The sequence below is a fragment of the Lacticaseibacillus jixianensis genome (genome assembly GCF_003946485.1).
GTDB lineage: Bacteria > Bacillota > Bacilli > Lactobacillales > Lactobacillaceae > Lacticaseibacillus > Lacticaseibacillus jixianensis.
On record NZ_RHOJ01000011.1, the window covers coordinates 25763 to 39059 of the forward strand.

The window sequence follows — 13297 nt, forward strand, 5'->3', positions numbered from 1 at the left end:
CCCCCTAATCCTCAAAGCAATTGCGCCAACTGGTGGTGAAACGCTCGCCTGAAATCAGGAAACCGCTGGTCTGTGCCAAAGCGCGTCCGATCAGTCAGCAGCACCACCGCCAGCTGCTGTGCTGGAACAATCAGCAAGCTGGTCCCAGTGTATCCGGTGTGGCCGAATGCGGTCGGGCCAAAATCGTTGAAGAAGCTTTCGGGATTACCGGGCAGCACCCAGCCGAAGCCCCGCGGCGGTTGTCCAAGAGGTGTCTGCACTTGAACACTGGCATGAAGCCACACCGGCGAGACAAGCGCGGCCGTCGGTGCCAGCCAGTATTCAGCGAACCGAATCAGATCGGTTGCCGAGCTGAACAGGCCGGCGTGGCCGACTGGCGCTTCAAAGAAGCTGGCATTCCCGTCATCCGGTTTGCCAGCTGCCCGCGTCGGCACGGCTCCCTCAGCGGAGAAGCTAGTATTGGTCATTTGCAACGGCGCGAACACCTCGCAGCGGAGAAAGGGCGCCAGCGCTTCACCGCTGGCCGCCTGGATGACCAACCCCAGCCACATGAAGTTCAAATCCGAATAGCAAACAGTCCCTTGAGTCCCTGGCAGCACCCGCGCGAGGCTGTCGAACACAGTGAGCCGCTCGTTGAGCCGATAAAATTTGAACGATGACTGCAGCCCGCTGGTGTGGGTCAAAAGGTGCTTGATCGTCACCGGTGCCCAGGCCGGATCGGTAAGGGCCGGAAACAGGGTCGTCAGCTTAGTCTCTAGATGCAGTTGCCCGGTTGAAAGCAGGTGCAGTATCCCCATCAAAGTGCCAGTAATTTTGGTCAGGGAGGCCAAGTCAAACCGCGTCGCCATGCCTAGTTGCACGTCGCCCACCGTCCTAACGGTGAGGCGGCCGGTTTGTTGGATTGCGAGGACCGCCTGCGAAAACAACTGCTGGTGCTGCCCTGTCTGAAGTAGAGTCAAAATTTCGTCTGTCATGGCAGCACCACCGGCAACCGTCCGCTTGGCTTACCCTTACCTGCCAGTGCCAAAACGGCCTGATCGAGCGCCGCTGGCGTGGCCTCATACGCTGCTGTATAACTGGCGACTACTGGCAACCAGCGCCGGTCATACGGATTACGCAGTGCAATCACATGCACTGCGTGACCCTGCGCTTCCAACGTCCGCACCGCTTGCGCCTGGATATCAGCGGTCGCCTTCACGTTACTCGTCCCAATCACGACTGGGCGACCAGCAGGAATTGAGTCCAGCTGCGTGAGCGCGGCGGGATCAGCCAGATCCAAAGTCACGGCTCCGGCCGCCGGAAACACTCGCCGAACGCTTTGAACCAAGGCGTTGATCGGTACGGCGTGATCCACGACCAAGGACTGCTGCTGATTGGCGAAGGTGATCACCACCGGGGCGGTAGTCAACGGGTGCGCAGCGGGCTGGACCAAGGTGACGCTGCGCTGATATAACGTCGTCGCCAGTTTGGCGTCCACCGCCACCCGCGAGGCAAACGCCGCAGCGTCAAAATGAGTCTGCCAGCGGCCCACCCGCTGCCGCAGTTTTCTTAGCCGGCGCGCGGCCTTGGCGGTTTGTGCTTTCGTCAAAGTGCCAGCAGTCATTGCCGCCATCACCTGGGCAATGGCTGCCTTCTGTGTGGCATAGACGTGCGACACCATCGCCAGGTCGGCACCACTTTGCAAAGCGCGTACACACGCCGCTGGAGTGCCGTAGTGATCAGCAATGGCCTTCATCTCCAGGTCGTCAGTGACGATCACCCCGTCAAAGCGGAGGCGGTCTCGCAGCAGGGTCGTGATCACTGCCGGCGATAAGCTCGCTGGCAATGTCGGGTCAACGGCCGGAAACTGAATATGTGCGATCATGACCGCAGCCGCCCCCGCGGCGATCCCTGCCTTAAACGGGATCAGCTCGGTCTCTTCCAAATCATTCATAGACTGCAACAACTCAGGCAGCGCCTGGTGGGAGTCTACTGCTGTGTTGCCATGTCCCGGGAAATGTTTCAGGCAAGCCGCCATCCCGTTGCCCTGCAGCCCATGAACCGCCTGGGTGACATATTGGGCCACCACCGGCGCCTGATCGCCGAACGAACGCACCCCAATCACCGGGTTATCAGGATTGGTATTGACATCCGCATCCGGCGCTAGACTCCAGTTGACCCCCAGCGCTGACAACCCGGCAGCGCTAGCAGCATACGCCTTAGCCGCATTGGTGGGGTCCCCAGTGGCGGCAAGTGCCATCGCTCCGGGCAGCAAACTGACCCCCTTTTCAATGCGCCGAATGACCCCGTTTTCCTGATCCAGCGCAATCAGTAGCGGTGCGGTGTAACCGGCAGCTTTGGCCTCAGCCTGTAAAGCATCGGTCAAGCGGGCCAACTGCGCAGCATCTTCGATGTTGCGCGCAAAGAGGATGACCCCGCTGACATGATAGCGGCGGATCATTTCCTTGATCTCAGCACTCGGGACAGTGCCATGAAAACCGACGATGAACAATTCACCGGCCCGTTGCTCCAGTGTTTGCGACATGTTGCTCACCCCTCGACAAAACGTAATTTCGTGTCGCCGTCGATGAATTTCAGCAGCCCTACATACTCGGGGTGGACATACCCAATAATATTGGCGTCACGGGTGAACGGCAGATCGGCTTTACTGATCTGGATCTCACCGCTGTAACGACCGCCGAGGAGGTTGTCCTGGCTGATCGTCCCCAGTGGGCGTTCACCCGTCTTACCGATGGGAATGTCCGGCTTCCGCGGCACCCCAAGGCGAACCATCCGCTCCGGAAGATCTTTGCGGACCGTCAGCGTCTGCCCAATCAGCGCTTTGCCGGCGCCTTCGGGGAGGATGGGCAGCGTCATCGTCTTGTCGACCTGATACTGATGGATGTTAGCCAACGTCGGCAGCTGGGCCTCGCTGTCGCCGATCGCGATATCAGTCACGCCGAACTCGTGCATGAGTTCGACCGCGCTCACGTATGGATTCTGGCCGCGCTGGGCCTCCAGCGTCGGCAGCCCTTGGTAGAACGGGAATCGCTTAAGCCGGTCGCCAGGCACAAAGGCCAGCACTTTTATCGGTGTGTCCGCGTAGTTCTGGTTGATTGCGGCGAAGCGGGCCTTGGCTAAACCCGTTTCAAGCTTAGGGTAGAAATTATGTGCGGCATGGACTTGAGCAAAGTCGACCCCGTGGGCCTTGGCCTCATCAAGATAGTCCTTACTCAGGACGCTGGCGTTAAGAAACAACGTGAAATCGGGTTGCAGTCGGCTCAGCAAGGCAAAATCATTGAAGCCCCAGTCTAATCGCAGCGCTTGAAACCCCATCTGATGGAGCGCGGCAAAGTCGCCCGATTCAAGCCCCAGCTTTTCAAAGGTGACCGGCGAGACGTCGGGAACTAGCATGACCCCTTCTTGATTGCATAGCGCCAGCAAGGACTTGATGCGACCGGTGATGTCAGTAAAGTCCTCTTCAGGAATGTGCAGCGAGGTGAAAATGAACTGGATGCCATTTTTCGCCGCCTGATGCACGTAATCCGGATCAAACGTTTTAAAGTAGACTGAAATTCCTAGCATGATTGGCCTCCCTGATCATTGTGCTACGCCTGTGCCCCTGCGTCGTCTTCGCCTTCGATACTATCGACCTTCAGGGCGCCAGTGCGCTCAGCCTTGTCCATCGAGGCAACGAATGGATAGTAGATCAGGAAAGTGACGACCCAGCCGACTAAGACGAAGACCACAGCCCAGATATTCCCACCGGTCGCTAAGTATGCTTTGATCGGTGCTGGTGTGATCCAAGGCACTGACAGTGCTGGCACCGGCAACCATTTCAGCATCACCAGCAGCGTGGCGGCGATATCCATGACCACTGAGCTCAACACAAACGGGATCATCATCAGCGGGTTCAGCATGATCGGCAGCCCGAAAATCAGCGGCTCACCAATGTTGAAGGCGGCAGGCACAATGCCCAAGGCCCCCATCCCCCGATAACGCTTGGACTTCGTCAGCAGCAGTGCAACGGACAGCGGCACCATTCCTGTCATGATGTAAACATCTTGGAAGATGCTCGTGAAGGTGTACGGCAGGCTGATTCCCTTGGCAAAGGCAGCCTGGTTGGCAGCAACCATCTGGGTCCAGAAGGTGCCCAGCACCCCGCCAACGATATTCCCACCGTGGATCCCAACTGACCAGAGCCCCCGGTTGAGCAGCGTGGCGATCATCATCGCCCACGGCGTATCAGACACGGAGATCAGTGGCTTGAAGATATTGGCAATTGCATCCGGAATGTTGATTTTCAAAACGGAGCCGATCAGCCACCAGAAGACAACGACCACAAAGCTTGGAATCAACGCAACAAACGCGCTGGATACCATCGGCGGCACATTCGATGGAAGCTTGATGGTCAGGTGACGGTTAACAAAGAACCGGTAAATCTCGACGGTAACGATCCCGACGATGATCCCGGCAAAAACACCCATCGCGCCCATGTAAACAGTGGAAACCCCAGTGAACACGCCCGGTGTCTTCGAACCCTTAACGACAGTCGATACTGTCTGAATCGGGTTGAGCAGCAGGTAAGAGGCAATCGCCAAAATCATTGGCGGCATGATGTCTGTCTTCTCGCCGCGATTCTTGTTGTACCACTCCACCAATGCATACGACGTGGTGCAGACTGTGTACAGGGCGATAAAGCTTGTCCCCACCCCGGCCGCAGCCGCAATGGTCCACCGGAAATCACCCAAAAATGTCAGCCACGCCGGAATTGGGAACGACGCCACCAGCGTGAACAAAGAGCCAATTACCAGCAGACTCATGATCCCCAAACCATTGCGCTGGATCACTTGGACGTACTTCAAATTGGAGAATTTAATCAGCGGCGGCGCGATTCGTTTTTCGATAAAGCCAGTAATTCGTTGCATGATAATAGCCGTCCTTTCAAAGTATTGTGAAAAACTGCCCCAACCCGGTTGCGACTTACGGCCCCATCGTCATCACCCCTCAAATGTATGCGCTTTCTTTACACCCTCAGTGTAGCTGCCAGAAATAATATTTCAATACCAATTTTTGTGAAAACAATTTTCACTGTGTTATTTTCATTGGCAATTTATTCAGTGCGAAAGCTGGTCTGACAATCTTCGCTTCCCCTTTGAAATAATTCAGTCCTGAACTAGCGGTATCGAACGGCAAATTGGTCTGCTTTGAACGTGAACTCTTTTCAACGGCCAACTGTACCAGTTTGCAGCCAAAAAATAACTCACACTTTCCGCATTCCGGCGCGCGCAGATCCGTCTACGGGACCAAAAAGGACGCCCCCCTTTTCTTCACAGAGGGGCGTCCTTCAAAACTAATTCGGTGTGTTAGTTCAGCTTGCCTTCGGTCACTTCCGCCGAGTGGGTCCGGTGCGCCCACTTGCGGTACGCGAGGCGAATGAGCTTGTCGGCTTCCGTCACCACCAGGGTGATCACGCCGGCGCCGATGGCCACGCCCCACTCCAGCCAGGACATCCCCGCGGTGCGAAAGACGTCCTGCATGAACGGTACGTAGGTGAAGGCCAGCTGCAGTACCACCATCGCCGCAATGACGGTAAACGCCATGGGGTTAGAGAAGAACTGCCTGGACAGCGCCAAGGCGTGAGTCCGGATGTTGAACAAGTAGAAGATCTTGCCGAGGATGATGATGTTGACCATCATCGTCGACGCCACCGTCGCGGAGACGTAGCCGCCATCCAGCAGCCAGTCGTGCGCGTACAGGCCAACCCCGGAGATCATCAAGGAGACGTAGGCCATCTGGAAAACGTCGTGCCAATTCATCATCGAGGCGGTATTTGAGCGTGGTGGGCGGGCCATGATGCCCGGTTCCGCTGGCTCCCAGATGAAGGCAAACTGGATCGTGATGGCCGAGACCATGTTGATCCACAGCATCTGGCTGGCGTTCAGGGGCATGTTGTCCTGCGTCAGGATGGTGATCGCAATGATCAGCCCCTCGGCAAAGGACGTCGGCAGCAGGAACAGAATGCTTTTTTTGATGTTGTCGTAGATCCGGCGACCCTGGGCGATGGCTTTTTCCATCGTCGTGAACTTGTCGTCGGTCAGGATCATGTCAGCGGCGTCCTTGGCCACGTCAGTCCCAGACTCGCCCATCGCCACGCCGATGTCGGCCTTCTTCAGCGCCGGAGCGTCGTTGACCCCGTCGCCGACCATGGCGGTGACGTTGCCGGCCTCCTGCAGCGCCGTCACGATTGCCAGTTTGTCGGCCGGCGTCGTGCGGGCGAACACATCGGTGCTGATCATCGCCTGCGTGCGGGCCGCATCATCCATCTCCGCCAGCTCGGTACCAGTGACCACCGTTGGGCTGTCGGCCAGGCCGAGTTTTTTGGCAATGGCCAGCGCGGTGTCCGGATGGTCGCCGGTGATCATGCGCACCTTCACACCCGCCATGCGCATCTGTTTGATCGAGGCAATGACCTCTTCGCGCGGCGGGTCGATGATGACGGCCAGCCCGAGGAAGGTCACGCCGTGCTCGCACAGGCCTTCGGTGATCTCATCGACGCTGTCCGGCAGGTCTTCGGCAGCGACAGCGATGACGCGCATCCCCTGCCGCGAGTACGAGCGCGTCAGCTCAAGGTAGTGCTGCGTGTCAAACGCGGGGTCCGCAGACTCCGCCATCGGCAGCACCTTATCCGGTGAGCCCTTCACGAACAGCCGGTGCTGCCCGTCCGGCAGGCGCATGAGTTTGGCCATGTAGCGGTAATCGGAGTCAAACGGCAGCATGTCCAGTTCTTCGTAGTCCGGCTCCTCGGCAAAGCCCTTGTGGTACGCCGTTAAAAAGGCCCCGTCCGTCGGTTCGCCGTTGATCTCGTACTTGCCATCGATTTCCGCCAGAGTGGTGTCGTTGGCCTCGTAGCCGGCGATCAGCAGGTCGCGCAGGTCCGCCCGGTCCTTGGCCGAAACGGGCTTGCCGCGCAGGCTGAACTCACCAGTCGGGCGGTACCCGGTGCCGGAAACCGCGTAGTCGTGGTGCGGCGTGATGACGTTGGTGATGGTCATTTCGTTTTTTGTCAGCGTCCCGGTTTTGTCGGTCGCAATAACGTCGACGGACCCCAGCGTTTCCACGGCGGGCAGCGTCTTGACGATCGTGTTCTCTTTTCGGACCAGCTGCTGCATGCCCATCGCCAGGACCACCGAAGTCGTCGCCGGCAGCCCTTCCGGCATGGAGCCGACGATCATGGTCACGACCGCCAAGGCCAGCGTGCCGACCGTGTAGTGGCCGGACCACATGCCGAGGCCAAACAGGATGACCGCGGCGGCCAGGATCGCGTACGAGATCCCCTTGCCCAGGTTATCGAGCTCCGTCATCATCGGCGTCTTGCCCTTGCGCACGTCGGCCACCGCCTGGGAGATCTTCCCCAGCTCGGTGTGCTTCCCGGTCGCCACGACCAGCCCCATCCCGGAGCCCGTGGCCACGGCGGTGGAGGCAAAGGCCATGTTCGATTGCTCGGCCAGCGGCGTGTTGGCCGGCAGCGCGTCCACGGTCTTCTCGACCGAGTTGGATTCACCGGTCAGCGCAGCCTCCTGCATCGACAGGTTATCGATGTCAAACAGGCGCAGGTCGGCCGGCACGTTGTCGCCCGCCTCAAGGAAGACGACGTCGCCCACGACCAGGTCGGCCGCATCGACGTCGACGCGGTCCCCGTCGCGGTACACCGTCGCCTCGTGCGACAGCATCTGCTTGATCTTCTCCAGGGCATTGGAGGCGTTGTTCTCCTGCGAATACCCAATAATCGCATTAATGATGATAACCAGACCGATAATGATCGTATCGGTCATGTGCCCCATCACAGTTGTCAGTACGGCGGCGCCAATCAAAATATAAATGATCAGGCTGTTGAACTGGCGAATGAAGATGACCCATTTCGGGGTGGTGTGCGATTCCAGCGCGTTTGGCCCATTTTCCGCCAACCGCTTCGCTGCCTCTTGACTGGTCAAGCCAGCCTCTAAATCAGGCACCTTTAATTCCTGCTGCAATGCCGCCACCTCAGAATGGGTCATCGACCTCTGACCATCGGGACTATCCATGTATCATCATCCTTTTTCGTTAAAAATTTGGCAAAATGCCATCTAGTATTAATTGTATTTTATCCGAACCCATGCGCGCACGCAACAGGACTTAAGCCGCATGGCCGCGGTCGGCCGCTTTGCTTTGCATCACCGATCCTGGAGCACCCGGACGTGGCCCACCGGCGTGCTGGGCCGCCCGACCCGTATCGTTTGAATAAACGCACTGCGATGGCATATATTCAAATTGATACAGCCCCGTTGAGCCAACCGAGTGAGGTGTCAGGATGATCGATCAGACGAAACGGATCCCCTTCGGCCAGATCGCGGCCACGCAGACCGCCATCGGCATCGAGGTCGAGAAGGTGCGGGTCGATGCGCACAACCAGCTGAGCGCGCACCCGTTTCCCGCTCAGCTGAGCGAGCCGGTGCGGCCGTTTGTTGAGCGCGAGTACTTCGAGGCGCAGCTCGAGTTCACCCTGCCGGCCGAAGCCGACGTGACCAAGGTCATCACGTTCGGCAGCGCCACCGTCGAAGCAGTCGCCGCGCAGTTGCTGCCGGCGGAGCACCTGTGGCCGTACAGCTGTCCGCCGCCGCTGAAAATTAAACTGGGCAGCCGCCACATCGCCGAGCTGCCGGCCAGCAGTCGGCTTTACCGCGAGCGGCTCAGCCACGTTTACGACATGCGCCGCCTGCTGAACACCGGCGTTCACATCAATCTCAGCTTCAGTGCGGCCGCCTTAAAGCAGCTGGTCCAGGCCGGGCAGTTTAACGACGCCGATGCGTTATACGTCCACTTGGCGCAGTACTTCATGCTGCACCGCTGGGTCTTCACCTACCTGTACGGCGCGACGCCGCGCCCGTTTGCCGGGTACCTCCAAGGGACCCGGCAGGCCGCTCCGGTACGCAGCCTGCGCAGCAGCACGTTCGGCTTTCCCCGCAGCATCCAGGGGGATTACGCCTCCGTGCCACGCTACGTCGCGCAAATCGACGACGCGATCGATGACGGCCGGCTCATGAAGGCCGGCCAGTACTACGAGGCCGTGCGCCTGAAAAGCAGCGCCGGCAAAGCGCCGTGCCACCTGCTTGAAACCGGGGTCTCGCACGTTGAACTGCGGGCCTTTGACCTCAACCCACTCATCCCCCTTGGCGTCACCGCAGACCAGCTGCGGATCGTGCAGAGCCTGGCGGTGTTTTTCGCCGGCCAGCCCAATCTGGAACCAGCCGAACTCACCGCCAGGCTGGCGGCAGCGCAGGCCCGCCACGACCAAGTGGCACTGGAAGATCCGTGCCAGGCGTCGTGCTGCCAGGCGGCGGGGCTCGCCTTGTTTGCCCAATTGGCTGACTTTGCGCGCCAAGGCGAATTTCCTGCGGCCTACCAGCGCAGCATTGAGCAGGCGCAGGCGGCGTTTGCGGACCCCACCCAGACGCTGGCGGCCGCGGTCTGGCGGCGGCTGGGCCGGGCGGCGGCACCGGCAGTGCAAGACAGCTGCTTCAAGGGTCGGTAATGCCTTTGGCTAGGCTGCCCATGCGGCTGGCTTTTTTGGTGCCGACTTGGCAGGGTCCGCGCGATCAGCTACGTATGAGACCTCGCCGGCAATGCCTTTGGCTAGGCTGAATGTCGGGCTAAGTGCGTCGACCCTGCGCACCTTAAACTAATCAGGCTCCGAGTTCGCAACGCAGGAGCGGGCTGCTACGCCAAAGGCCTCGCCGCCAAACCCCTGCGGCAATGCCTTTGGCTAGGCTGCCCATCCCGCTAAATGCGCGAACTCTGCGCACCTTAAAAAAAGTCCTGCCGCGGCAGGACTTCGCATCTCATAGATTAGCTTCCAGCTGCTCGGCGCCCTGCTCCAGCAGCGCCATCAGCGTGATGGTCTGCTTGGGGGTGACCAGCTGCGGTGCGCCGTGTTCCAGCGTCTCGACCAGCGCCTCGTAGAACTTCTGGTAGCCGCCCACTGCAGAGACGACCTTCTCCTCGTGGTACTGGCCCGCATCGTCGAGGTAAGACAGCGTGCCGTACTGGTCCGGCGTGTCGACGCCGAAGTCCGGATGATCTGGCCCGGGCATGTAGAACCGCTTCATCATGGCTTCTTGCTGGTCGGTCTCCTGCTTCAAAAAGCGGCCGCGGGTGCCGTACACCACAAACGACGGCCGGTAGTTGAGGCGGAAGAAGCTCGACTTGACCGACACCTTCAGGCTGTCCGGGTAGTGCATCGCGATGTCAAAGTAGTCGTTCATGTGGCCGGGCCCCAGCAGCTGGCGGACATCGTAGTCAACGGTCGTCGGCGTGCCCCAGTAGGAGAGCACCTGGTCCATCGTGTGCACGGCATGCCCGTACAGGAAGCTGCCAAAGCGCGAGTACTCAGTGCTTTGCGTCGGGGTCTGCGCGCGGTAGTAATCGAAGTTGTCTTCCACTTCGTAGACCTTGCCCAGCTTGCCGGAGGCGATCACCTGCTGTACCGTGAGAAAATCCGAGTCAAAGCGCCGGTTCTGGTAGCCCTCTAGCAAAAGTCCCTTGGCCTTCGCGTACTCGAACAGCTCGTGGGCCTCGTGCGCCGTCGCCGTGAATGGTTTTTCCAGCAGCACGTTCTTGCCGTGGTCCAGCGCGGCCTTGGCCAGTTCAAAATGGGCCTGCGGCGGCGTGGTGATCGCGACCAGCTGGATCGCCGGATCATTCCAAATGTCATTGATGTCGGTCGTGTAGTGCACGTCCGGCAGCTTGGCCCACGGCGAGTCGTCGTGGCGGGCGTAAATCGTCTTCACCGTGATGTCCTTCACCTGCCGCGAAAACGGGAGGTGGTAGCGGTTGGTCGCCTTACCGTTGCCAATATAAGCCATTGTGATCATTGTGATTACCTCCAATGGAATCGTTCAGGTTAACTGTAGCCGAACGGCGGCCGAAATACAAAACGAACCCGCACCGGATGCCAAAAAGACTGAGCCCGCCAAGGCGCGGGTTCAGTCTTTTCAAATCAGGCCAGCCCCAGCCAAGCAGTGGGCGCAGGCTTTTTCATCCGCCTCAGCCCCAGCCAAGCAGCCGGATCAGCGCCATCGCGACCACGCCGACGATGACGACCGCCAGCAGACTCTTGGACACGACGGCGGTGATCACGGCCGGCACCGCGGCCAGCAGGTTCTCCCAGTTGATCCCCGGCCAGGCGCCCGGGTGGTAGACGAACAGGTTCTCAGCAATGATCGCGGCAAAAATCGCGATCGGCACAAACGACAGGAACTGCACCAGCGGCCGCGGGAAGCGGAAGGCCTTAGCCAGGATCAGCGGCACGACCTTGAGCAGCCACAGGGCAAAGCCGCACGCCAGGATCGTCATCAGCACATAAGAATTAGCCATGCGTGCGTTCCACCCCCATTCCGATCAGACAGCCAAGAATAGTCGCGATCAGCATCGCCGTCGCCCCCGGGAAAAAGCGCATCAGGACGTACATCATGGCGATGACGATCACCACCACCTGCGCCTGGCGCCCCAGGGGCTTGCTGCGGTCGCCGATCATCTGCAGGTACAAAAGCCCAATGAACATCGCCACCGCGGCAAAATCCAGGCCGAACGCGTTTGAGTTGGCGATCAGCCCGCCAAGCAGCGCCCCCGCCACCGTCGCCAGCATCCACACCAAATACGCCCCCACGTTGGCCGCATGAAACCACGCCGGCTTCAGCTTGTGGTCGGTGTAGTTCACCTTGTTCATCGATAGCGCAAAGGTCTCGTCGGTCAGCAGCGTCCCGATCATGATGTTCTGCAGCAGCGACTCCTCTTTAATGTACGGTGCGACCGTCATGCTCATCAGGCTCATGCGCGAATTGATCAAAATGGCGGATACCAGCATCGCACTGATGGGACTGGCCGCCGCCAGCATCGTCGCCAGCACGAACTGCACCGACCCGCCGTACACGATCAGCGACATCAGCGCCACCAGCCACCATGCAATGCCGGCCGTGTGCGCCACCACGCCGAACGCCAGGCCGACTCCGATGTAGCCGAACACCGTGGGCAAGACGTCCTTCAACCCCGCCCGAAAAGATAAGTCACCTGTCACCGCCTTCGCCCCCAGACCATTAAAAACTAATTAGAACCAGTGTACCAATCCCGGCCGGAGAATCAAGAAAAAAAGTCGGCCGTTCCACGTGAAACAAAAACGCCGGTGATCGGCCGGCGCTCTTGTCTTAATACTATAGTAAGTGCTACTTTGCCCCGACCAACTGCTCCTTAGCGTGGACCAGCTGGGTCAGCAGCGTGCAGTAAGGCGTGGCGATGCCGTACTTCTCGCCCTTGCGTGCAACGGCCCCGTCGATGAAGTCGACTTCGGTCACCCGGTGGTGCTGCACGAGGTCTTGGTGCATGGACGGGTAGTGGTCCGCGATGTCGGCGGTGAAGGTTGCTGCGACGTGATCGTAAACCTCGGCTTGATCCAAGTCGACGCCTTCGTGTTTGGCGACTGCCGCGAACTCACCAATGATGGTGTGCAACAGGTCAGGTGCCTCGCGGGTCTTGCCGAACTCGCCGATGTTGCAATCCAGCAGCGCACACAGGACGTTCAGGGTGCCGTTGACGCAGGCCTTACGCCAAATTGAGTACTTCACGTTGTCACTGTACTTCGGGTTCAAGCCCGCGGCCTTGAAGACATCGACGACCTGAAGCGCAAAGTCCTTGCCAGCTGGCTCAAAGTTCTGCAGCTCGACTTCGCCATCACCAACCAGCACCACGTGACCAGGACCGGTCATGCCGGCGGTCCACATGGTGATACCGAGGATCAGGTGGTCCTTGGCGACGAACTTTTCCAGCACGTCCTCGTGGCCGATACCATTCAGCAGGCACAGCACGTAGGTATCCGGGTGAATCAGCGCCCGAACCTGCTCAAACATGCCTTCCAGCTGATTGGATTTCAGGAAGACGACGATCAGGTCCGCCTTAATGCCACTTTTGTCGATTTCAGCCGGCGTGTACACCGGCATTTTTTCCGCGACCTGCTTGCCGTTGAACTCCGCCTGGATGCCGTCCTTGCGAATCGCGTCGACGTTGGCCTGCCAGCCGTCGACCAGCGTGACGTCGTTCCCCGCCTTATGCAACATGATGCCGAACCGGCTGCCCATACCGCCGACGCCCAGTACTGTGATCTTCATATCAACATCTTCTTTCACTGTTCATTTTACCGCGCTGAAGGGAAAACGCGTAACCCTCCCCCCTCAAGGCAAAAAATCCAGGCCGAGACGTAATTGCCCTAGCCGCGTCCCAGCAACGCCCA

Annotated in this window: 10 protein-coding genes; 1 reads left to right on the plus strand and 9 read right to left on the minus strand. The window is 59.4% G+C overall.

All coding sequences use genetic code 11. From position 1 onward, the window contains the following. Positions 1–11: 11 nt before the first annotated feature. From EKM85_RS05905 to EKM85_RS05925, 5 genes are all read right to left on the minus strand, one after another. Entirely contained in the window at positions 12–974 is a 963-nt protein-coding gene (locus EKM85_RS05905; RefSeq protein WP_125585352.1) for a serine hydrolase domain-containing protein, read from the minus strand. Next, the gene (gene nagZ, locus EKM85_RS05910) at positions 971–2524 is read right to left on the minus strand and encodes a beta-N-acetylhexosaminidase (protein WP_125585353.1); all 1554 of its coding nucleotides are present in this window, start codon (positions 2522–2524) and stop codon (positions 971–973) included. Before nagZ ends, EKM85_RS05905 begins: the two co-directional genes overlap by 4 nt. 5 nt (positions 2525–2529) lie before the next feature. After that, positions 2530–3564: a MupG family TIM beta-alpha barrel fold protein gene (locus EKM85_RS05915; protein ID WP_125585354.1), complete on the minus strand. Its 1035-nt coding sequence runs from the start codon at positions 3562–3564 to the stop codon at positions 2530–2532. Between the two features lie 23 nt (positions 3565–3587). Continuing rightward, complete coding sequence (locus EKM85_RS05920; protein WP_125585355.1) at positions 3588–4907, minus strand: PTS sugar transporter subunit IIC; 1320 nt, start codon at positions 4905–4907, stop codon at positions 3588–3590. 438 nt (positions 4908–5345) lie between these two features. After that, positions 5346–8063 (minus strand): HAD-IC family P-type ATPase, encoded by a 2718-nt coding sequence (locus EKM85_RS05925; RefSeq protein WP_125585356.1) that lies wholly within the window; start codon positions 8061–8063, stop codon positions 5346–5348. A 266-nt stretch (positions 8064–8329) separates the two neighbouring features. On the opposite strand from EKM85_RS05925, the gene EKM85_RS05930 reads away from it, so the two are divergent. Next, positions 8330–9550: a hypothetical protein gene (locus tag EKM85_RS05930; RefSeq protein ID WP_125585357.1), complete on the plus strand. Its 1221-nt coding sequence runs from the start codon at positions 8330–8332 to the stop codon at positions 9548–9550. Positions 9551–9857: 307 nt separating this feature from the next. On the opposite strand, the gene EKM85_RS05935 is transcribed toward EKM85_RS05930, so the two are convergent. The 4 genes from EKM85_RS05935 to EKM85_RS05950 all read right to left on the minus strand — a co-directional run bounded on the left by EKM85_RS05935 (position 9858) and on the right by EKM85_RS05950 (position 13175). Beyond that, positions 9858–10889 (minus strand): Gfo/Idh/MocA family oxidoreductase, encoded by a 1032-nt coding sequence (locus EKM85_RS05935; protein ID WP_125585358.1) that lies wholly within the window; start codon positions 10887–10889, stop codon positions 9858–9860. 172 nt (positions 10890–11061) lie between these two features. Continuing rightward, the gene (locus tag EKM85_RS05940; RefSeq protein WP_125585359.1) at positions 11062–11391 is read right to left on the minus strand and encodes an AzlD domain-containing protein; all 330 of its coding nucleotides are present in this window, start codon (positions 11389–11391) and stop codon (positions 11062–11064) included. Continuing rightward, positions 11384–12091: an AzlC family ABC transporter permease gene (locus EKM85_RS05945; RefSeq protein ID WP_125585360.1), complete on the minus strand. Its 708-nt coding sequence runs from the start codon at positions 12089–12091 to the stop codon at positions 11384–11386. Before EKM85_RS05945 ends, EKM85_RS05940 begins: the two co-directional genes overlap by 8 nt. 145 nt (positions 12092–12236) lie before the next feature. After that, on the minus strand, positions 12237–13175 hold the full coding sequence (locus tag EKM85_RS05950) for a 2-dehydropantoate 2-reductase (RefSeq protein WP_125585361.1): 939 nt from the start codon (positions 13173–13175) through the stop codon (positions 12237–12239). Positions 13176–13297 lie beyond the last annotated feature (122 nt).